The organism is Paenibacillus sp. FJAT-27812 (assembly GCF_001273905.1).
Taxonomy (GTDB): domain Bacteria; phylum Bacillota; class Bacilli; order Paenibacillales; family Paenibacillaceae; genus Pristimantibacillus.
The window spans coordinates 7238465-7259292 of record NZ_LIGH01000001.1; the positions used below are offsets into that span (position 1 = coordinate 7238465).

The following is a 20828-nucleotide window of genomic DNA, read 5'->3' on the forward strand; positions in this document are numbered from 1 at the left end:
CTAGTCGATCACTGCGCTGCGCTCATGGAAATTAACATCTTTATAGTACATATCCTTAACGAGCAGATTGGGTCCGCAGCATGCTGCTGCCGGACAGTGGCAATTCACGCTTTGGGCGAGTGAATGGTCCAGCCATTTATCAAATAAATCCTCAAGCTTCGAGGTGCCTATGTTGCCAAAAGCAGGAACGTCGGAGAAGTCCGTTACAAAAACATCGCCGGTAAACAAATTGACGTTTAACCGATTCCGGCCGTCCGGATCGTTGCGGATCGTTACATTCGGTTCTTCCGCTAGCTTTCGCAGCAGCTTGCGCTCGAAGGGATTGTCGCTGCATTGGTAGAAGGGCAATGTTCCGAACAGCATCCAAACGGATTTGTCCCTTGCCTGAAGCAGGCGATCGATAGCCTCCAGCATTTGCTCGCGGGAGAGCACCGGCAAATCCTTCGCGAAGGAGCTCGGATACATCGGATGCACTTCATGGCGTTGGCAGCCCATTTCAACGATCAGCTTATGGATCTCGTCGATTTTGTCGTACGTTCTATAGTTAATCATGGATTCCGCGGATACGAGTACGCCTGTCTCGCTGAGACGACGCGTGTTGTCGATCATTCGCTCGTACAGCTTAGTCGCTGTCTCAAGCGATACCTGATGCCCGGCCTTAGCAAACCCGATTTGATGAAAATCTTCCGGAGACGTGTAATTGAACGAAATGTGCATGACATCAAGATACGGAGCAAGCTGCTCATAACGGCTATACGGGAGCGTCACGTTTGAGTTGATTTGAGAACGGATGCCGCGGCTGCGAGCATATTGAAGCAGCGGTACCATATAATCGCGTACCGTTCGATCGGAGAAGGACGGCTCGCCGCCTGTAATGCTGATCGTCTCAAGATGCTCCACTTCATCTAATCTCTCAAGCATCTGTTTGAGCGGCAGCTTGGCGGGCTCGGACAAAACAAGCGTATCGCCGACGGCGCAATGCTCGCACCTCATATTGCAAAGGTTGGATACGGTCATTTCCACGCTTGTCAAACGATGTCTTCCATATTGCTGCAGCGAACGAATCGGATCCCACGGATCATTCGTTGGCGATAAAACGGATAGCGGTCTACTGGTTTGTTGCAAATCTATTGTGTTCATTTTTTTCAGCACCTGACTTATTTTCTTGAATGAAACATTCTTGTTTTATTGTAATGCGCGACTGCGAAGGAAGCAAATAAATCGACAAAAAAAGAAGAAAAAAGGAGCCGTATCGGCTCCACACGCTCATCATTATTTAAATACCAGCAACTCTCTGCACTTCAGTCGAGTCGTCGTTCACGCTTACGATCATCATTGTCAGCTGCTTCGACAAGTCAATTTCATACGGGGATGCCAGCTCTTCGCCCGCTTCATTATACAAGACGCGAACGATCGGCCTATGCGGGTAAGCATGATTAAGATCAGCGACGATACCCGACACGCCTGATTGCAGCTTAACCGTTATTCCTATTGGATAGATAGCAACCTTGTCGCGGAACAGCTGCACCATTTTTTGCTCGTAGAGGGTTCCTGTCCCTGCATAAAGCCGCTCAATCGCATGATGAGGCAGCATTGGCGCGCTATAGACGCGGTTTGTTGTCATGGCATCGTAGGAATCAACCAGCCCGATCCACTTTGCGTAATCATGAATCTCATTGCCTTTGATCCCGCGCGGATAACCGCTGCCATCGATACGCTCATGATGCTGGAAAGCGCAGTGGGCTACCAACAGCGGAAGATTGGGCTCATCCTTCAATAGCTCATAGCCGATTTTTGCATGCTGCTTCATCGCCTCGAATTCCTCTTTGGAGAGGGAGCCGGGCTTTCTTAACACATCGATCGCGATTTGCGTTTTGCCGATGTCATGCAATAGAGCGCCCATGCCCAGCGTCGTAAGCTCCTCCTTCGAGTAGCCGTTCGACATGCCGAGAAGCGTCGTATAGACGCAGACATTTAACGAATGCTGGTACAAATAATGATCGACGGAGCTCATGTCCATCAGCATGATCATCGCATCCTTATGGCTGGACAGATCATCGATGATCATGTTCATCATCTGTTTAAAGGGCTGGGCGATATAAGGATATGTAACGCCCTTCCGCCGTGTCGGACGATCCATCATCTCGCGGAAGCTTGTTCGTATTTCTCTAAGAGAGGACTTTAGCGTCTCCTCACTGATTAAGGAAGGCAGCACAATATCTTCCGTTCTCGGATCTGCTATATACACATATTGAATCCCGCACTGCTCCAAGCGGGAAATTAGACGGTCTGTCAGCTCTATGTTTTCGCCGAGAAGGACGAGACCTTCCTGAGAAAATATTTTTTTGGCCAGTTTCATACCCGGCCTGCATCTCGCAATTGGCAACAAACGCATTTTCTCGATCCTTCCCCATAAAAAGATATGCTAACTATTACATCGGAAAAAGCCGTTCGTAATGTTAATGTACGGGAAAAACGAGAAAATCGCAACCATTTAATACTATTTTTTCGACATATCTTGTCGAGAAAATGCAAGATTTCTATTATTTCGATTCATCGCGCCATCTCATTTGTCGGCATTCGGAAATAGATGCAAAATTTAACAATTGATCAGCGATGACATCTCGAATAAACTCAGGTAAAAAATAGGTTAATTGAACCGCATTCGCAAGCGATTCATAACCTGCTTTGAAGCTGAACATATCGATTGTGCCAAGCGTATAAAGCCTTTCGTCGTCAAGTGGAGCTCCATTTACAGCTACCGAAACGAGCCTGCTCATCGGCGGCCTTGTTGAATCATAAGTTATGGACAAGCCGTCAATCGCAAGCGTTCCGAGCACTTCGCCGCGGAAGCCGTAGCCTTTGATCGGCTTTTCTATGAATTCAGGCAGAAGCGCCTGCTCCAGCGCTGTTCTTATATCTACACCTGCAATCGTCATTTTGCACGGATTGATTGGCGAGGGGCAGAGCGCATGCAACTCGCCTGCCGTCACCTCACCCTGCGCGAGTCCGCCAAGCAATTGGCCCGTGTTGACGATCCCAATCTCGGCATCCGTCCAGCGGCGCAGTCCAGACGCCAGCAGATTGCTAAGCGGCGACTCCCGCTCAAGTCTGGCAGGCAGCGGCTCCGCAAGCTTTGCAATCACCCGGCTCAGACGCTGCTGGCTCGACTTGCGATGGCTGCTGATGATCGCGGCAGCCTCAGGATGCTCCGCAAAAGCGGATGTAGGCACGACTTTTGCCCGGAACAAGGGACGGGCAGAAACCGGGTCGATCCCGATCTCTACCCGCCCGATATACTCCCCGAATTTGCCGGCTGCGCAAATCGTCGTGTCGCCAATGACTATCGGCTCTTCCAATAAATGATGGGTATGCGCTCCCAGAATGAGGTCGATTCCCCGAAGGCTTTCCGCCATCTTACGATCGGAGGTAATGCCAAGGTGAGACATCACGACCAACACGTCAACCTGGTCTCGCAGCCGGGAAGCTTGCGCTTGCAGCGCTTCAAAGGGATCTGATACCTCCCAGCCCAGCAAGGAATAAAAATCTTTAAAAGCTGCAGTTACGCCAATGATCCCGATCCGCAGTCCATTTTTATCCACAATCGTGCTCGGAAGGAGCCATTCAGGCTGTTCGCCGGTTGCGGATTCATGCAAATTAGCGCATACGACTGCGAACCTTGCACGGCTCGCGTATGCGTTCGATATCGTTTGATAGGAATAAGTAAGTCCTTCATTATTGCCAAGCGTAATGACTTCATAGCCTGCATCATTCAACAGATCTACATTTACGATTCCATCGCTGCCTTCCGTTTCTACCCGCATCCGATCCATATGATCGCCGCAGTCTACAGTAAGCACTTGGTCGCTGCCGTAAGTCCGCCGCTCCTCCGCGATGAAGGAAGCAATTTTGGCGGCATGCTCCAGACGGCTATGTATATCGTTACTATGAAGGAGCACCACTCGTGTACGAAAGTTGTCTGCCAAATTCATGCACGCCTCCTCATTGCTTCGTCTTAGCACCGTCAAGTCATTCTATCTGTTCTTACGCAAATCTTCCGCGGAAAATGTATGCTTAAAACCAAAGGCCGCTTCTTCTTGCTCCGTTCCTTTATGGTACGCCAGCTTAAGTTTGACAATACTCTTAACATTTAAGCATTTGCTGCATCCGTTAGGCACATAAAGGCGAATAGGCCCTGTCTTCTTCAAGGGCTCGCCATCAAGCTGGTATAAGACCGCTGCATGCTTAAGCTGCTCCCACGGAATCGAAGCCTCAAAAGCATCCGCCGCCTCGACAATCAAATGTGTGGGCGCCCCAGCCGTTTCTGCCGCGCCTGCTTGCCGGAGCCAGCCCGAATGCCAGCTATGCCAGTCAAACGCTTCTCCTGCCGTCTCAGGCACTCTATCGGATATGCTAAAGCTTGCTCCTGCCAGCCTCGCCATCTCGGCCGGACTTGTCATTGACAAGCCCAGCTCAAAATGCTCGATTCTAATCGTTTGCATAAATAACCGTCAGCCCCCTATTTGCGACATGCGTCTCTCCGTCGGCATGTGGGATTGTACGCCATCCGCCAGCTTCGCTGCCATCTCATGGTTTTCCGGCTTAATATCCATCGCTCTGAGCAGCAAGCGCTGCATTTCATCCGGATGTCCGAAGGCATCCTTCACATTCAATTCATCTACCCAATAGAGGCAGGGCTTGATCGAGCCGTCCGCCGTTAAGCGCAGCCGATTGCAATTGCTGCAAAAGTGGTCGCTGATTGGATGAATAAGTCCAAACGAGCCGCGCCCGCCCTTCATTTGCCAATCATCCGAAGGCCCGTTGCCGTGCACATTCGGCCCGCGGCTAATATCGTATCCCTCTTGCTCCGCTACTTCCAGCACGCGGGATAACGGCAAATAATGTTTTTTCCAGTTTTCATCGGCGTGTCCGATCGGCATATATTCAATGAATCTGACATGCAAAGGCTGCTCATAGGCAAGCTTAAGAAAAGCAGCAATTTCATCTTCGTTAACTTCCTTAAGGAGCACGCAGTTCAGCTTGATCGGATCAAAACCAACTTTTGCTGCCGCTTCAATCCCCTCCATCACGCGCTTTAATTCACCGCGCCTTGCGATAAAACGAAATCTGGAAGAGTCCAGCGTATCTAAACTTATATTAACGCGGTTCAAGCCTGCTGCTCGAAGCGCTTCAGCTTGCTTGGCTAAAAAGATGCCATTGGTCGTTAATGCTATATCACGAATGCCTGGAATAGCAGATAATCGGCTAATTAAGCCGTCTAAGCCTGGACGAATAAGCGGCTCGCCGCCCGTGATGCGCAGCTTCGTGATGCCAAGCGCCGCACCAGCCTCGACCACCTCTACAATTTGGTCATAAGACATCAAATTCTCAGATTCCGTGAACTCCATCCCTTCCTCAGGCATGCAATACAAGCATCGCAAATTACAACGATCCGTTACTGAAATACGCAAATAATCGTGTACCCGTCCAAAACGATCCGTCAATGTCGGCATGAATCTCACTTCCTTTCTGTCTACGTATCAGCATAACATTTTTTTATGAATTATGATATTCTATAAACAGCTTTGAGCCTAAACGATGAGAGGTTTTATACCATGAAATACAGCTGGTCAATCAAACTATTTGCCGGGCTTCCCGAACGTCTTGGGGTCCCTTCCATAGCTTTGTTATCCGATGCCGAGAAGATGAGCACCGCCGATCTCAAAGCAGCCATTTCTGCTGAGTATGCAGAGCATAAAGCATTGATACAAATTTCATTCATTGCCCGAAACCACGCCTACGCTGCCGAGGATACGATTTTGCATGTGTCGGATGAGCTGGCGCTGCTTCCCCCGGTCTCTGGCGGAGAAGAGCAGCAGAACGGAGCCCAGGTGCCTGCTCAGCGTTATGTCATAACCTCCGATGTCATTAGCTCGGATGAAGTGCTTGCTAAAGTTATCGTGCCCGAGCATGGCGCCGCCATCGCATTCGTTGGGACAACCCGCGAATGGACGCATGGACAGCGTACAGTAAGGCTGGAATACGAAGCATACGCGCCAATGGCCGTCGCGACGATGCAGCAAATCGGCGATGAAATCGCAGAGCGCTGGCAAGGCGCTTTGTGTGCGATCAGCCACCGCATTGGGGTAGTCGGTTTAGCGGAAACCAGCGTCGTCATTGCCGTATCCTCGCCGCATCGCGAGAGCTGTTATGAGGCTAGCAGGTACGCCATCGAGCGTTTGAAGCAAATCGTGCCTATTTGGAAGAAAGAAATTTGGGAGGACGGCTCCGAGTGGAAGGGCCATCAGCTCGGACCTTGGAACCCGACTGAGCAGTTGTCCGACTTTTAAGGCTGCTAGCTTGGCAGACTTAACTTCAGAAGGCTCTTAAGGAGATTATATGAAATGAACCAACCAAATCGTGAAAATATAGAAGCACCCGCTAGCGCAGCAGCGGTGCCTTCAGGCTCAGCTCGCTATGCGAGGCAAATCCGCTTTACACCTGTCGGAGAGAACGGGCAACAGCAGCTGGCAGGAAGCCGTGCGGCAGTGGTCGGCATGGGTGCGCTTGGATCCGTCATTGCTCAGCATCTCGTAAGATCAGGCACCGGATATGTGCGGCTTATTGACCGGGATATTATTGAATGGAGCAATCTGCAAAGGCAAGTGCTTTATACGGAGCAGGACGTGGTTGCTCTGCTTCCAAAGGCACAGGCTGCCGCCGCACATTTGCAAGCAATAAACAGTACCGTCATAGTCGAGCCCGTCGTAGCAGACTTAACCGCGGCAAACGCCGATGAATTACTTGCAGGTGTAGATGTCATTATAGACGGCAGCGACAATTTTTCTGTAAGATACCTCATTAATGATTATAGCGTGAAGCATAACATTCCTTGGATTTATGGGGGCGCGGTAGGCGCATCCGGCATGACGATGACGATTGTTCCAGGGGAGACGCCCTGCTATCGCTGTCTATTTAACGAGCCGCCTCCGCCCGGTACGACCGATACATGCGAAACCGCAGGCGTTATTTCGCCGATCGTAGACATTATTGGCTCCGTTCAAGCTGCCGAGGCGATTAAGCTTCTCTCCGGAAACGAACAGGCGCTGCATCGCACATTGTTTCAAGTCGATCTTTGGAACCATGCCTGGATGCCTGTATCGGTTGCCAGCGCGAAGCGCAGTGATTGCCTCTGCTGCGGAGAGCAGCAGTTCGATTTTCTGGATGAGCAGCTCTCTGAACCTGCAGCAGCGTCCCTTTGCGGGCGTCAATCCGTACAAATTACGCCAAATCAACCAAGCTCGCTTAACTTGGATGAACTGTCCGTCCGATTGAAGCCGGTAGGTGCTGTGACGTCCAATCGTTATTTGCTGCGCATCGCTCTTTCGGAGGGCTTGACTTTCATCCTATTCGGCGATGGCCGTGCTATCGTTCAAGGTACGGATGAATTAATAAAAGCAAGGTCCATATATTCCGAAATATTAGGTATTTAGTCGCTATTCTATTACCCTCTTATTGCCATTCCATTCATTCATTGCTACTATTGTAGGTACATTAGTTACTACAATCAATTGAGGTGTCTTGATGAGGGTTCATGTAACAGAATTAATCAATGGAGACCAATTAAGCAACGATACATTTAATAACTACGGACTTCATGTACTCTCCAAAGGAACAATCGTTTACAGCCAAGAAATATCAAGATTATTTCAGCATCAGATTGATTATGTTGATATCGAAGAGAGAGCCGAAGAAACCTCGCCTCGCACTCTCGAATCGACTGTAAATCCTAGATGGCTCCCTACCGTGCAGCCCATATACGAAAACGCTGTCAAAAATTTCGAAGGGCTGTTTTCGAAAGCGATGAACGAAGGGAAAATCGATGATGAAGAAGTATCGTCCATGCTTGATCCATTGCTCGAAAACCTACAGCTTGAGCGTGATGTCGTGTCCATGCTTTTGCTGCTAAACACCCAGGACGACTACACTTATCAGCACTCCGTGCAGGTAGGCATGCTTTCCTACTACCTTGCCACTTGGGTTGGCTATTCCAATGAAAAAGCGATTCAAATTGGCAAAGCGGGTTTTCTCCACGATATTGGAAAATGCCGGATACAGCAAAGCATATTAAACAAGCCCGGACGGCTTACGGACGAAGAGTTCGAGGAAGTGAAAAAACATACCATCTACGGCCATGATATCATTTCTAGTTCATTCAACGAGCCGTACTTAGCGATTGGCGCCCTGCAGCATCATGAACGGAATGACGGCACCGGCTATCCTCACGGATTAAGCGGCGATGAGATCCATCCTGTTTCCAAAATCATATCCGTAGTCGACATTTACAGCGCAATGATCTCAGAGCGGGTCTACCAGCAAAAACGCGACTTGCTATTCGTCCTTAAAGAGCTTTACCGTCTGAGCTTTAAAGAGCTGGACCCTTATACGACACACACGTTTATCAAGCATATGATGCCTAACTTCATCGGTAAGCGAGTGGAGCTTGTTAGCGGCGAAGTCGGTATCATCGTCATGACCCATCCGACCGAATTTTTCCGGCCGCTCATTCAAGTCGACGAGCAATTCATCGATATGTCCTTAGAGCGTGAATATGAAATTCAGCTTGTGCACTTATAGGCTCACTACAAGTAAAAAAACCCTCAACTGCGATCCATGATCGCCGTTGAGGGTTTTTGGGTTATTCTTGATTATTTAGAAATAAGTGGACTGAGATCATCGATATCTCCCCCACCTGCATGACCCATGGCACAATAGCCTGATTTATAGGCAATACTTTTTTTATCCAAAGAAAAAAAGAGGGTGTCCCAAAAGGGGCACCCTCTTCAATGTTTTCAAATCTGTAAAAAACAAAGAAACCATCCTTTGGTAAAATGGAGGTACCACCCAACCACTTCGAAAGGAAGGTTTCTATGTACATTCAATATACCATGGACCAACTTACTCTGCCAATGGATTTGGCGGAAGATATCCCCGAAAATCACCTCGTTCGTGTCGTGAACACTGCCGTTAACCGTCTGAGTGATCACATCTTTGCCAACGCTTATCCCGGCGGCGGCCGAGATAGTTATCACCCAAAAATGTTAACGAAAGTCATTATCTATGCCTACACCCAGCGCATCTACTCCTCACGTCAGATCGCCAAATCCGTCCGTGAAAATGTAATGTTTATGTGGATTGCTGGCCGGCAACGGCCCGACTTTCGTACCATCAACCGGTTCCGTTCTGAACGTATGAAAGCTGTGCTTGAAAAGGTGTTTACCGCTGTYCTCCAATTTTTGGCGGAAGAAAATTATGTGAAGCTGGAGCATTACTTCGTTGATGGAACCAAGATCGAATCGAACGCTAATCGCTACACGTTCGTTTGGGGGAAGGCCGTCGTTAAAAATAAGATGAAGTTGCAAGAGAAAGTACAGACGCTGTTTACCACSATCGAAGAGACGGAGAAGCAAGAAGACCTAGAACACCGCGGACAGGAGTTGCAGGAACTCGGCGATGCCTCGCAGATCACTAGCGAGAAGTTGGAGCAGGCCTTGAAGCAGTTAGAAATCCAGCTTGAAGAAAAGCCGAAAGACAAACCGCTGAAAAAGGCGGTTCGTATTCTTCGCAAAGATTTGCTTCCTCGTCTACAAAAATACGAGAGCCAGCAAGCGATTCTAGGCGAACGCAACAGCTACAGCAAAACCGACCCGGACGCTACTTTCATGCGTATGAAAGAGGATCATATGCGTAATGGCCAGCTCAAGCCGGGCTACAATGTGCAAATCGGCACGGAAAATCAGTTCATTCTGGGTTACAGCCTTCATCAGCGTCCAACAGATACGCGATGCCTAAAGCCGCATTTGGAGCAAGTGAAAGCGACACTCGGCAAGATTCCCGGAACCGTGATCGCGGATGCAGGCTATGGCAGCGAAGAAAATTATACGTATCTGGAAGGTGAGCAAGTAGAGGCCATCGTAAAATATGGGACGTATCACAAAGAAAAATCGAAGCGTTGGCAACAAGACATCAGCAAGATCGACAATTGGCAGTATGACCAAGAGGAAGACGTTTGGACCTGCGCAGCTGGTCGGAAACTGATTTATCGCTACACAAGTAAAGACACCACAGAGAGCGGATTTGAGATTGAGCATCGTCATTACCGGAACTTAGACTGTGAAGGTTGTCCGCTTAAATCGGCCTGCACAAAAGCGCAAGGCAATCGGGAAATCCGAGTCAGCATGCGCTACTTGAAATACAAACAACAAGTACGCAAGAAACTAAAAAGTGACGAAGGCTATGCCCTTGCGGTTCGGAGGATGATCGAACCGGAAAGCGTATTTGGACAACTGAAGAACAACCGGGGATTCCGGCGATTCCTGCTTCGTGGCTTGGCAAAAGTGAGCCTAGAGGTCGGGTGGCTTTCGCTTGCCCACAACTTGCTGAAGAAAGCAGCAATGGACCAAAATAGAAACGGGATGGAGCAGAAATAATACCTGATCCATCCCGTTTTCATTTATTAGTTGATCATTTTAGTGTTTTGAGGCTATTCCTTACTTACTTTTGGGACAGCCTCTTCTTTAATTTTGGTATCGAAACGGTATCATACGAAATACCGATACCGTTTAGTACTTGGTAGGAAAACGTTCATATTAACCGATGGAACCTTCCATCTCGAATTTGATCAAACGGTTCATCTCTACCGCATATTCCATCGGCAGCTCTTTCGTGAACGGCTCGATGAAGCCCATTACGATCATTTGCGTCGCTTCCGCTTCGCTTAGACCACGGCTCATGAGGTAGAACAATTGATCCTCGGAAACCTTAGATACGGTTGCTTCATGCTCAAGCGTGATGTTGTCGTTCAAAATCTCGTTGTAAGGAATCGTATCCGAAGTCGATTCATTATCGAGGATGAGCGTATCACATTTGATGTTCGCTTTTGCGCCGTCAGAGTTGCGTCCGAACGATGCAAGGCCGCGGTACGTTACTTTACCGCCATGTTTACTGATCGACTTGGAAATGATCGTCGAGCTCGTATCTGGTGCAAGGTGAGTCATTTTAGCGCCTGCATCTTGATGCTGGCCTTTGCCGGCTACGGCAATTGACAATACCATGCCTTTTGCGCCACGACCGCGAAGGACAACAGCTGGGTACTTCATCGTCAGCTTGGAGCCGATGTTTCCATCTACCCACTCCATCGTTGCATTCTCGTCCGCTACCGCACGTTTTGTAACAAGGTTATAAATGTTCGGTGCCCAGTTTTGAATCGTCGTGTAACGAACGCGGGCATTTTTCTTAGCCAAAATCTCAACGACCGCGCTGTGCAGCGAGTTCGTGCTGTATACCGGTGCCGTACAGCCCTCAACATAATGAACCGAGCTGTCTTCATCAGCAATGATAAGCGTACGCTCGAATTGACCCATGTTCTCGGAGTTGATACGGAAGTAGGCTTGCAAAGGAACTTCGCATTTTACGCCTTTTGGCACATAGATAAAGCTGCCGCCTGACCATACCGCACTGTTAAGTGCTGCGAATTTATTGTCATTCGGAGGAATGATCGTTCCGAAATATTCTTTCATTAGCTCAGGGTACTCACGAAGCGCTGTATCGGTATCCGTAAAGATAACGCCTTGCTTCTCAAGATCCTCTTGCATGCTGTGGTAAACAACCTCGGACTCATATTGAGCCGATACGCCGGCTAGGAACTTTTGCTCAGCTTCCGGGATACCCAGTTTGTCGAACGTTTCTTTAATCTCGGAAGGTACTTCCTCCCAAGTCTTACCTTGTTTATCCGAAGCACGAACATAATATTGGATGTCGTCAAAATCAAGCTCATCCATGTTGCCGCCCCATTTAGGCATCGGCATTTTGAAAAACTGCTCAAGCGATTTCAAGCGGAATTCAAGCATCCATTCCGGCTCGCCTTTAATTTCTGAAATCGTACGAACGATTTCTTCCGTTAATCCTTTACCCGATTCGAAAACGGCTTTGTGCTCGTCACGGAAACCATACTTATAATCTTCCATTTCCGGCATTGATTTAGCCATGGTCTTTCACGCTCCTCATAAATCTAGATTAATGTGATTCTTGCTGCTGTTCGATCCCTTTGCGCAAGGCGTTCCACGCAAGTGTCGCGCATTTGATTCGTGCTGGAAATTTGTTCACGCCCGAAAGTGCATCCAATTCCTCATATTCATCAAATTCGACCGGTTCGCCTTTCATTAGCGCTGAGAACTTCTCAGCCATGGCGAGCGCCTCGTCAAATGATTTCCCTTTAACCGCCTCTGTCATCATCGATGCAGAGCTCATGCTGATCGAACAGCCCTCGCCGCTAAATTTCGCATCGGATACTTTGCCGTCAACAACCTGCAACTGTAGCGAAATGCGATCGCCGCAGGTTGGGTTGTTAAGGTTGATCGTAACCGATTCTTCATTCATGGTGCCGCGATTTCTAGGGTTTTTATAATGATCCATAATTACTCTGCGATATAAATCATCCAATTGCATGACCGAAGAACTCCTTCGTTTGTAGTAATGCATCGGCTAAGCGGTCAATGTCATTTTCCGTATTATATAGGTAAAAGCTTGCTCTTGCCGTTGCCGATACATTCAACCATCTCATAAGAGGCTGGCAGCAATGATGGCCTGCGCGCACCGCAATGCCTTTGGAATCCAGTACAGTCGCAACGTCATGCGGGTGCACATCCTCCAAATTGAAGGTTACTAGCCCGACACGGTTTTCCTTTGGCCCGTACAACGTAATTCCATCGAGCGACGACAGCTTCTCATAAGCGTATGTTGCCAAATGTCTCTCATGCCGATCGATTTCATCAAGTCCGATTTCTTGCAAAAAGTCGATAGCTGCTCCAAGACCGACAGCACCCGCAATAATCGGGGTTCCGCCTTCGAAGCGATAAGGAATCTCTTTCCAAGTAGACTCGTATAGATCAACAAAATCGATCATTTCGCCGCCATACTCGATCGGCTCCATGTTGTTAAGAAGCGATTTCTTGCCATACAATGCGCCGATGCCCGTAGGACCACACATTTTATGGCCGGAAAACGCATAAAAATCTACGTCCAAATCCTGTAGATCGATTTTCATATGCGGCGTGCTTTGCGCACCGTCAACTACCATAATAGCGCCGTTGCGATGAGCAATTTGCGTAATTTCCTTGATCGGATTGATCAGTCCGAGCACATTCGATACGTAGGTAATCGAGACTACCTTCGTTTGCGGCGTGATCGTCTTCTCTACATCCTCTAGCGAGACCGAGCCGTCCGGCTGCATCGGAATATATTTTAATGTTGCGCCAGTAGCTTTAGCCGCTTGCTGCCAAGGAATCAAGTTACTGTGATGCTCCATTTGCGTAATCACTATCTCGTCGCCTTCTTTGCACACGGAGCGTGCATAGCTGGAGGCTACTAGATTTAGAGCCGTCGTTGTGCCGCGTGTAAAGATGATTTGCTCTGGTGCTCCAGCATTCAGAAACTTCGCTACCTTCTCGCGCGCTCCCTCATAGGCATCAGTCGCCCTGGAACCAAGGGTATGCACACCGCGATGAACGTTCGCGTTATCCAGCTCGTAGTACCGATTAACCGCATCAATGACGGAGCGCGGCTTCTGCGAAGATGCCGCGCTGTCCAGATAAACGAGCGGATGCCCGTTTATTTCTTGATGCAATATCGGGAACTGTTCCCGAATCGCATTTATATTCATCCTTGTAGCTTCCTTTCGAGCAAACGCTGAAGCTGCCCGCGTACCGCCTCGACCGGAATTTCCGATACGACCGGAGCCAAAAAGCCGTAAATAATTAATCGTTCAGCGTCCTGCTTAGATATACCGCGTGACATCAGGTAATAGACCTGCTCCGGGTTAACTTGCCCTACGCTTGCCGCATGACCGGCAGTTACATCATCTTCATCTATAAGCAAAATCGGATTGGCGTCGCCGCGCGCTTTAGGGCTCAGCATGAGCACCTTCTCGGTTTGTACACCGTTCGCTTTCGTCGCACCCTTCTCGATTTTTGTAATTCCGTTAATAATCGCAGAAGCGGAATCCTTCATTACAGCACGGGTAACCATGTTGCTGTCGGAGCTTTTGCCAAAATGAACAGCTTGCGTCGTCAAGCTATTTTGCTGTGCGTTTTTGCCAACGCTGATTACTTTCGCATCCGAAGTGGAGCCTGTGCCCTTCAGGATCGATTTTGTATCCGACAGCGTATTTCCGTCATTGAGATCACCAATGATCCATTCCATTTGGCCGTCATTTTCAATGATCGAACGGCGGATCGACATGTCAACGCCTGTCTCCCCCATATGATGGATGGAGCTGAAACGAACATGTGCGCCTGCATTCACGAAAACTTCAACGATGGATGGATGTACGAATGGAGCTGCGCTTGCGCCAGGCTCGGATACAACACAATCCACGTATGTCACTCGGCTATTATTGTCTGCAACGATGAGAATATGCGGAGCAAACGTCGCTTCTGCATTATCGTTGTAGAAAATAGCTTGAAGCGGAAGCTCTACTTCAACATTTTTTGGAACGTAGACGAATACTCCGCCGTTCCATAGTGCTGCATGCAGTGCTGTCAGCTTGTCTTCGCCCTTCGCAACCGCTTGGAACAAATATTTTTGAACGAGATCGCCATGCTCCTTGCATGCCGTCTCCAAATCTGTGAAGATAACGCCTTTGCTTGCATATTCGCTTGAGAACTGATTCCAGATGGTGCCGGAATTACGTTGTATTAGCAAATTTTCAGTTCCTTCAGTAATCAGCTCGCGAACAACCTCTGGCAGGTCGCTGATTGCGCCAACTGTTGTCGGCTGCTCATAAGCGCCAACCGCATTTAAATTCCAACGCTCAATCCGAACCTTCTCCGGCTTCGGCCAACCGAGCGTTCCAGCTAGCTCAGCCGCTTCGCCACGTAGTTCAACGAGCCAATTCGGCTCGCCTTTGCTGCGTGCCAGCGCTTCAGCAGCTTGACGGTTGGCCTGCGTCGATAGTTGTGTACTCATTCGTAATGCCCCCTTCTCCGCTTAGGCCTGGCCGACCGTTTCATCTACGATGCCAAGTTCTTCTTTAACCCAATCATAACCTTCGTTTTCCAAACGCTCTGCAAGCTCAGGACCGCCGGATTTAACGATGCGCCCTTGCATCATAACGTGTACGAAATCTGGAGTGATATAGTTAAGCAAACGCTGATAGTGAGTAATGATAAGGAAACCGCGATCTTCCGAGCGCATAGCGTTCACGCCTTGCGATACGATACGAAGAGCATCGATATCAAGACCGGAATCGATCTCATCAAGAACGACGATCTTTGGATCAAGCAGCATCATTTGCAAAATTTCATTGCGTTTTTTCTCGCCGCCGGAGAAACCTTCATTCAAATAACGGTGAGCGAACTCCGCGTTCATTTCAAGATCCTTCATCTTGCTTTCCATTTGACGGATAAACTTGATTAGGGAAATTTCGTTGCCTTCGCCGCGGCGAGCGTTAAGCGCACTGCGCAAAAAGTCGGAATTGGTTACGCCTGGAATCTCGCTTGGGTATTGCATTGCAAGGAACAAGCCAGCTAGCGCGCGCTCGTCAACGCCCATTTCAAGGATGTCTTCGCCGTTCAATACTGCTTTGCCTTCCGTTACTTCATATTTAGGATGTCCCATCAAAGCGGATGCCAGTGTAGATTTACCTGTACCGTTAGGGCCCATGATCGCGTGAATTTCTCCACCTTTAATGTCAAGGTTAATTCCTTTTAAAATCTCTTTTCCGTCGATAGCCGCTTTCAGGCCCTCGATGACAAAATGCGTTGCCATAATATGCTGATCCCTCCAAGGTTGGTTTAATTCGCTCTGTCACTCCCACATAGATTTACACTTTCTATATAGAGTGATTCTCAATGATTCTCAATAATCATTTTAATATAGTTTTTGTTATAAATCAATGCGAGATGCCCTGTTTCGTTGAATATGTCTCTTTTTTAGAAGATAAAAAGAATTAAACTCCGTGTAAGTACTCCTTAACGTTCAAGAAGAAAAGAGAGTAAACAAGTCTAGTGACAGCGACAGCCATTTAACCACAATACACTGTTTTATGCAAGAGCCTGCTTGATTTTTTGAACCTCCGCTTCAAACTTTGCCGACTCCATAACGGGAATCATCTCGGGGGCAGTAAACTCATCTTCCAGTCTTACCCAAGATTTGCATCCGTTATAAGCGGGCCGCATAGGTATTTCTATTGGCGACTCCAAGCGGTATACTCGAAGAAGCAAAACATGCAGAGGCTTGGTCCGCTTCCAGCGGAGCCTTTCCTCGGCAAACGTATCCGTCCATATATGTAAATCGCGCAGGCGATCCAGCGTTTCCTGGTCGGTTACTTCTATATCTTCAGCGACCTCGGCGTACGATTCAAGCTTAATGGCCTTCATATCCAAGGACCAATCTGCAAGCGTCTTGTCCATTTCGCCCGCGTATTGTTCTTTTAATAGATGCTTTTTCTGGTGCTCATAAGCCGGCATTAAGTAAAATTTAGGGCTCATCAGCTGAAAATCACGCGTTTCTTCAATGATTCCGCCTTTGCGCATTATTATAATTTGCTGCCCTTCTGCTAGTGCCTTTACGCTGACAGCCCACTCCTTAAGCGCTACTGGCTGTTCCTTATTTTGTGCAGTCATCATGCACCCTCCATCCAACTCGTCTATATTTGATAACATTATATCAAATGAGGGTATTCCAAGGCGAAATAATATACATTATACTATGTTGAGATGAATACTGGGCATTGCTGCCCTACTACTATAATCCGGAGGTGGACAGCCATGTCTGCATATCATCCATTAACTGAACAAGAAGCCATTCAAATAGCACTTTCGCTCGACGGGTTTTTCCCTGAGGGAGCTGCTCTTGCGAGCCGCGAAATCGGGGACGGCAACTTAAACTTGGTTTTCCACATTACAGACGCTGTCAGCGGCAAAAGTCTAATTATGAAACAAGCGCTGCCTTATGCTAAAGTTGTAGGAGAGTCTTGGCCCCTCACGCTTGACCGCGCGCGTATTGAGAGCGAGAAGCTTATTTTGGAAGGCGAGCTCGCGCCTGGACTCGTTCCTGCCGTTTACAAATATGATCCCGAGCTCTACCTAACGATCATGGAGGATCTCAGCGACCATATTATTATGCGTCAAGGACTGATCGGCGGAACGCGCTACCCGAAATTTGCAGACGATATTTCAACGTTTATTGCCCGCACCTTATTTTTCACCTCGGATCTTGGTCTGAACCAGCAGGAAAAGAAGCTTCGCGTGAAAGCTTTTATTAATCCCGAGCTGTGCAAAATAACGGAAGATCTTATTTTTGACGATCCGTATACGGACTCGCCTAACAACAGCTTTGATCCGGCTATACGCGATGCTGCTGAAGCGCTTTGGAAGGATCAGGAGCTTCACTTGGAAGTGGCCATTCTGCGCGACAAATTTCTAACAAACGCACAAGCCTTGCTTCATGGCGACCTCCATACGGGCAGTGTATTTGTAACGCCGGAGTCCACGAAGGTCATCGATCCCGAGTTTGCCTATTATGGGCCAATCGGCTTCGATATCGGCGCTGTCATCGCGAACCTGCTCCTTAACTTTGCCGGTCAGGAGCATTGGATCACAGATGCGGACAAACGCAGCGACTTCCGCCGTTATTTAACGGATACCGTGCGCGATGTATGGCAATTATTTGATCAAAAGTTCCGCGCACTATGGAATGAGCAAGGCTTAGACCGCATTGCTTCTTCTACTCCGGCCTATCAGGACTATTACATGAATCGGTTGCTTCAAGATGCTGTAGGCTTTGCAGGCTGCAAAATCGTTCGCCGCATCGTAGGGCTATCGCATGTCGTTGACATCGACCGTATTCCGGACGCCGCTGCTCGCGAGCGGGCACAACGACTTGCCCTTGCGATCGGAACATCGCTTATCCGCAACAACCGCAAGACGGAGTCCATTGAAGAAGTAATCGATGCTGCCTTAACCGCAGCAAGCAAATGATTGAAGACAGAGAGGAATTGACATCATGACAACAAATTATGCTGGCTTACAATCGGTGATTTGGACCGAGGACAGGCTTGATCTGCTAGACCAACGGCTATTGCCTGAGGAAATCGTATATTTGCCCTTAACAACAGCTGAGGATGTATGGGAAGCCATTCGCCATCTCAAAGTTCGCGGAGCTCCGGCTATCGGAATCTCAGCCGCATACGGCGTCGTTCTCGGCAGCCGTGACGAGCAGTCGATAGACGGCTGGCTGGCGCAAGTACGCAAACAAGCGGAGTATCTGGCTACATCGCGGCCTACCGCGGTTAACCTGTTCTGGGCGCTTGACCGCATGAAGGCTGCTGCCTCTTCCCTCGCTGAGCAGGGCTTGTCTCTTGAAGAGAGCAAATCCGCTTTGCTGACAGAAGCAATCGCTATTCAAAGCGAAGACGAAGAAACGAACCGTATGATCGGCGAGCATGCATTGTCACTGTTCAAAGATGATATGGGCGTCCTAACACACTGCAACGCCGGCGGCCTCGCTACAGCCAAATACGGCACGGCGCTTGCACCGTTCTACTTAGCGCTTGAGCGCGGCATTACGCTTCGCGTCTATGCGGATGAAACCCGCCCTGTTCTGCAAGGCGCTCGCTTGACGGCCTTTGAATTGCAGCAAGCTGGCGTAGACGTAACGCTCATCTGCGACAACATGGCGGGAATGATTATGGCAAAAGGCTGGGTCGACGCGGTTATCGTCGGTACCGACCGCGTTGCCGCTAACGGCGATGTCGCCAACAAAATCGGAACCTATAGCGTGGCTGTACTCGCGAAGGCTCACGGCATTCCTTTTTATGTAGCAAGCCCGCTCTCAACGATCGATTTAGGAACGCCTACCGGCGCTGAGATTCCGATCGAAGAGCGGAATGCTGAAGAAATTACAGAAGGCTTCGGCAAACGTACTGCGCCGCAAGGCATCAAGGTTTACAACCCTGCTTTCGACGTAACGCCTAACGAATATGTAACTGCGATCATTACGGAAAAAGGCATTGTACAGGCTCCATACGATGTGAATCTGCGCAAGCTATTCGAATAAGCTAATATAAACGAGTGAAAGCCCTGATCAGGTACGAATGGCAAAAAATTGCCGCTAGCTGATTAGGGCTTTTTTCGTTCTTTTAAACCATCAGCTGAAGCGCGTCCGAGCCCTTCATGCCTACTACGATGCCCTTTGCCTCCGCCGTGAAGGTGACTGACTCCAAAGGGGCTGCCATTAATTCCTCCAGCGTACGTACGCCTACAGCACGGCCGGCCAAAATTTCCCGGTCCTTGAGCTTCTCATTCAGTAAAGAAACATCAAGCGCACCGCACATAATATATCCTTTATCCGTCATAATGGCGAGCAACGTCGTTTTGGGCAGCTTCACTTCAACGCCAAGAACCGTTTCTCCATTATCAAGCGTGAAAGGAACCATCCGCATCATATAGGATCCACCCCCTTTATTTCCTAAATAAGAGGCATTACACTGCAACATCATTATATGCAAAACTTTTTTGACAGTGTTGGATAAATGCTCATTTAAACGATGTATGAAGGGGGAATCGCGAATGCGGTCACAAATTTTTAAAATGATAACTTTTTTTATACGGGTGGTTAATCGGGATGGGAGGGAAACCAATGGGGTGAGATGTGATGTGATGGATATCCGCACTTGCGGATAAATAGAAAGAGCGAAAGAAGTCAGCAGAATAGATACCAATTTTCTTTTTCGGCAGGAGTATATAAACATAATTTTGTTGAATTTTTATGAAAATATTCATGTGATAAAACGATTGCATGCTTAAACTCATTGTTGAAAACGTATGTTTCTTGGGGGAATGAAAGGTAATTTCCAACGAATTAAAAGTGAGACGTTTCAATGGTAGACTCCTTCCGCTTTTTCGCATGAGCAAATGATATGCAAATTTTTTAAAAGTACTGGATGAATGCTCATTTAAAGCACTACTTGTATCGTTCATTTAGTGGTATATTAGTACTATCTTATACCGTTCGGAGGTCCTATGGAAAAACTTCCCTCATCCCAAAATCAGTCATCGTATGTTTTCAATATTGAGGTGCTTGTAGAAGGGAAAAACAATGCAGCAGCGTTAGAGACGCTTCTTCACGCGTTAAATAACTCGGGGTTCGTTGATTATCGTATTTTATCAGGCATCAAGCTTGGCGAGCTTATCGACGAACGAAAACAGAAAGCCTCAATCGCTCAAGACATTCCTTTGCAAGCTGGCAGCAACGAAGCGAAAACGCAACTAAAAGCAGCAGACAAGCCTGTTCCGCAATCCTTAGAGCATTTGAGCTATTTTGACAAAATAAGAGCCATCATGAAAAACAACACCTTAATCAGGCTGATCGTGAACAAAGGGCTTGGCATCAAGCTCAGCATTCCTTGCAGAATCATTAATATGGATGAAGCCGAAAATATTATTACGGTCTACCATGTCGACGAAAAGCAGGTCTATACGTTCCGATTAAACGAGATTGAAGACTTTTCCTATTAATGCAGCTATAAAAAAACCGTTCAATTGACTGCCGGGACTGACCCCCATTTATGAGACAGGGATCAAAACACCTTTCAAGTTTAAACGGCCAGTCGCCTGTAATCAATCGGCGACTGGTTCTTTAGTTTCGTTTGAATACGAATTGCGTTATAGTAAGTGATGTAGTCTCGAACGGTCTGTTCAACGATTGCAGTCGTTGTATGGGTCAACCCTTCGAGGTAGAACGTTTCAGACTTTAGTGTGGAATGAAAC

The 20828-nt window shown here is 48.2% G+C and carries 20 protein-coding genes; 7 read left to right on the forward strand and 13 right to left on the reverse strand.

The genetic code is table 11. The features are described 5' to 3' along the window. From yfkAB to moaA, 5 genes are all read right to left on the reverse strand, one after another. Positions 1-1140, reverse strand: coding sequence for a radical SAM/CxCxxxxC motif protein YfkAB (gene yfkAB / locus ADU23_RS31120; protein ID WP_053377310.1), 1140 nt, complete (start codon positions 1138-1140; stop codon positions 1-3). Between the two features lie 136 nt (positions 1141-1276). Continuing rightward, positions 1277-2395 (reverse strand): HD-GYP domain-containing protein, encoded by a 1119-nt coding sequence (locus ADU23_RS31125; RefSeq protein WP_053377311.1) that lies wholly within the window; start codon positions 2393-2395, stop codon positions 1277-1279. A gap of 148 nt (positions 2396-2543) precedes the next feature. Next, positions 2544-3992, reverse strand: a complete 1449-nt coding sequence (locus ADU23_RS31130) for a bifunctional metallophosphatase/5'-nucleotidase (protein ID WP_053377312.1) — start codon at positions 3990-3992, stop codon at positions 2544-2546. Positions 3993-4034: 42 nt separating this feature from the next. Then, complete coding sequence (locus ADU23_RS31135; RefSeq protein ID WP_053377313.1) at positions 4035-4502, reverse strand: hypothetical protein; 468 nt, start codon at positions 4500-4502, stop codon at positions 4035-4037. 9 nt (positions 4503-4511) lie between these two features. Continuing rightward, positions 4512-5513 (reverse strand): GTP 3',8-cyclase MoaA, encoded by a 1002-nt coding sequence (gene moaA, locus ADU23_RS31140; RefSeq protein ID WP_053377314.1) that lies wholly within the window; start codon positions 5511-5513, stop codon positions 4512-4514. A 102-nt stretch (positions 5514-5615) separates the two neighbouring features. Between moaA and ADU23_RS34010 the strand changes: the two genes are divergently transcribed. The 4 genes from ADU23_RS34010 (at position 5616) to ADU23_RS31160 (ending at position 10490) form a co-directional block, all read left to right on the forward strand. After that, entirely contained in the window at positions 5616-6350 is a 735-nt protein-coding gene (locus ADU23_RS34010; protein ID WP_053377315.1) for a molybdenum cofactor biosynthesis protein, read from the forward strand. A gap of 54 nt (positions 6351-6404) precedes the next feature. After that, complete coding sequence (locus tag ADU23_RS31150) at positions 6405-7493, forward strand: ThiF family adenylyltransferase (protein ID WP_082311261.1); 1089 nt, start codon at positions 6405-6407, stop codon at positions 7491-7493. Positions 7494-7584: 91 nt separating this feature from the next. Next, a complete protein-coding gene (locus ADU23_RS31155; protein WP_053377316.1) occupies positions 7585-8637 on the forward strand; it encodes an HD-GYP domain-containing protein in 1053 nt (350 codons plus the stop codon). A 293-nt stretch (positions 8638-8930) separates the two neighbouring features. Next, positions 8931-10490 carry an IS1182 family transposase gene (locus tag ADU23_RS31160; protein WP_053377317.1) on the forward strand — a complete coding sequence of 520 codons (1560 nt, stop codon included), beginning with the start codon at positions 8931-8933 and terminating at the stop codon, positions 10488-10490. Between the two features lie 159 nt (positions 10491-10649). Here ADU23_RS31160 and sufB read toward each other — a convergent pair whose 3' ends face one another. From sufB to ADU23_RS31190, 6 genes are all read right to left on the reverse strand, one after another. Beyond that, positions 10650-12047, reverse strand: a complete 1398-nt coding sequence (gene sufB / locus ADU23_RS31165; protein ID WP_053377318.1) for a Fe-S cluster assembly protein SufB — start codon at positions 12045-12047, stop codon at positions 10650-10652. A 28-nt stretch (positions 12048-12075) separates the two neighbouring features. Beyond that, the gene (gene sufU, locus ADU23_RS31170; RefSeq protein ID WP_053377319.1) at positions 12076-12507 is read right to left on the reverse strand and encodes a Fe-S cluster assembly sulfur transfer protein SufU; all 432 of its coding nucleotides are present in this window, start codon (positions 12505-12507) and stop codon (positions 12076-12078) included. Continuing rightward, positions 12494-13720 carry a cysteine desulfurase gene (locus ADU23_RS31175; RefSeq protein WP_053377320.1) on the reverse strand — a complete coding sequence of 409 codons (1227 nt, stop codon included), beginning with the start codon at positions 13718-13720 and terminating at the stop codon, positions 12494-12496. Before ADU23_RS31175 ends, sufU begins: the two co-directional genes overlap by 14 nt. After that, positions 13717-15024 (reverse strand): Fe-S cluster assembly protein SufD, encoded by a 1308-nt coding sequence (gene sufD, locus ADU23_RS31180; RefSeq protein ID WP_053377321.1) that lies wholly within the window; start codon positions 15022-15024, stop codon positions 13717-13719. The genes ADU23_RS31175 and sufD overlap by 4 nt, the downstream gene beginning before the upstream one ends. Before the next feature lie 21 nt (positions 15025-15045). Beyond that, complete coding sequence (sufC, locus tag ADU23_RS31185; protein WP_053377322.1) at positions 15046-15825, reverse strand: Fe-S cluster assembly ATPase SufC; 780 nt, start codon at positions 15823-15825, stop codon at positions 15046-15048. Between the two features lie 275 nt (positions 15826-16100). Continuing rightward, positions 16101-16682 (reverse strand): DUF1802 family protein, encoded by a 582-nt coding sequence (locus tag ADU23_RS31190; RefSeq protein ID WP_053377323.1) that lies wholly within the window; start codon positions 16680-16682, stop codon positions 16101-16103. A gap of 144 nt (positions 16683-16826) precedes the next feature. Between ADU23_RS31190 and mtnK the strand changes: the two genes are divergently transcribed. Both mtnK and mtnA read left to right on the forward strand, forming a co-directional pair. Then, positions 16827-18038 (forward strand): S-methyl-5-thioribose kinase, encoded by a 1212-nt coding sequence (mtnK, locus tag ADU23_RS31195; protein WP_053377324.1) that lies wholly within the window; start codon positions 16827-16829, stop codon positions 18036-18038. A 25-nt stretch (positions 18039-18063) separates the two neighbouring features. Then, positions 18064-19116, forward strand: coding sequence for an S-methyl-5-thioribose-1-phosphate isomerase (gene mtnA / locus ADU23_RS31200; protein ID WP_053377325.1), 1053 nt, complete (start codon positions 18064-18066; stop codon positions 19114-19116). A gap of 82 nt (positions 19117-19198) precedes the next feature. On the opposite strand, the gene ADU23_RS31205 is transcribed toward mtnA, so the two are convergent. Next, positions 19199-19504 (reverse strand): YunC family protein, encoded by a 306-nt coding sequence (locus tag ADU23_RS31205; protein ID WP_053377326.1) that lies wholly within the window; start codon positions 19502-19504, stop codon positions 19199-19201. A 577-nt stretch (positions 19505-20081) separates the two neighbouring features. On the opposite strand from ADU23_RS31205, the gene ADU23_RS31210 reads away from it, so the two are divergent. Further along, positions 20082-20576, forward strand: a complete 495-nt coding sequence (locus ADU23_RS31210) for a hypothetical protein (protein WP_053377327.1) — start codon at positions 20082-20084, stop codon at positions 20574-20576. Positions 20577-20656: 80 nt separating this feature from the next. On the opposite strand, the gene ADU23_RS33895 is transcribed toward ADU23_RS31210, so the two are convergent. Beyond that, a complete protein-coding gene (locus ADU23_RS33895; protein ID WP_442950667.1) occupies positions 20657-20785 on the reverse strand; it encodes an IS3 family transposase in 129 nt (42 codons plus the stop codon). Positions 20786-20828: the final 43 nt, after the last annotated feature.

Bases quoted from the DNA above. Each gene is read 5' to 3' on its own strand.
- sufU (WP_053377319.1), bottom strand. From the start codon at position 12,507: ATGCAATTGGATGATTTATATCGCAGAGTAATTATGGATCATTATAAA.
- sufB (WP_053377318.1), bottom strand. From the start codon at position 12,047: ATGGCTAAATCAATGCCGGAAATGGAAGATTATAAGTATGGTTTCCGT.
- ADU23_RS31190 (WP_053377323.1), bottom strand. From the start codon at position 16,682: ATGACTGCACAAAATAAGGAACAGCCAGTAGCGCTTAAGGAGTGGGCT.
- sufD (WP_053377321.1), bottom strand. From the start codon at position 15,024: ATGAGTACACAACTATCGACGCAGGCCAACCGTCAAGCTGCTGAAGCG.
- mtnA (WP_053377325.1), top strand. From the start codon at position 18,064: ATGACAACAAATTATGCTGGCTTACAATCGGTGATTTGGACCGAGGAC.
- ADU23_RS31175 (WP_053377320.1), bottom strand. From the start codon at position 13,720: ATGAATATAAATGCGATTCGGGAACAGTTCCCGATATTGCATCAAGAA.
- sufC (WP_053377322.1), bottom strand. From the start codon at position 15,825: ATGGCAACGCATTTTGTCATCGAGGGCCTGAAAGCGGCTATCGACGGA.
- ADU23_RS31150 (WP_082311261.1), top strand. From the start codon at position 6,405: ATGAACCAACCAAATCGTGAAAATATAGAAGCACCCGCTAGCGCAGCA.
- ADU23_RS31130 (WP_053377312.1), bottom strand. From the start codon at position 3,992: ATGAATTTGGCAGACAACTTTCGTACACGAGTGGTGCTCCTTCATAGT.
- ADU23_RS31205 (WP_053377326.1), bottom strand. From the start codon at position 19,504: ATGATGCGGATGGTTCCTTTCACGCTTGATAATGGAGAAACGGTTCTT.
- ADU23_RS31210 (WP_053377327.1), top strand. From the start codon at position 20,082: ATGGAAAAACTTCCCTCATCCCAAAATCAGTCATCGTATGTTTTCAAT.
- moaA (WP_053377314.1), bottom strand. From the start codon at position 5,513: ATGCCGACATTGACGGATCGTTTTGGACGGGTACACGATTATTTGCGT.
- ADU23_RS31125 (WP_053377311.1), bottom strand. From the start codon at position 2,395: ATGCGTTTGTTGCCAATTGCGAGATGCAGGCCGGGTATGAAACTGGCC.
- yfkAB (WP_053377310.1), bottom strand. From the start codon at position 1,140: ATGAACACAATAGATTTGCAACAAACCAGTAGACCGCTATCCGTTTTA.
- ADU23_RS31135 (WP_053377313.1), bottom strand. From the start codon at position 4,502: ATGCAAACGATTAGAATCGAGCATTTTGAGCTGGGCTTGTCAATGACA.
- ADU23_RS34010 (WP_053377315.1), top strand. From the start codon at position 5,616: ATGAAATACAGCTGGTCAATCAAACTATTTGCCGGGCTTCCCGAACGT.
- mtnK (WP_053377324.1), top strand. From the start codon at position 16,827: ATGTCTGCATATCATCCATTAACTGAACAAGAAGCCATTCAAATAGCA.
- ADU23_RS31155 (WP_053377316.1), top strand. From the start codon at position 7,585: ATGAGGGTTCATGTAACAGAATTAATCAATGGAGACCAATTAAGCAAC.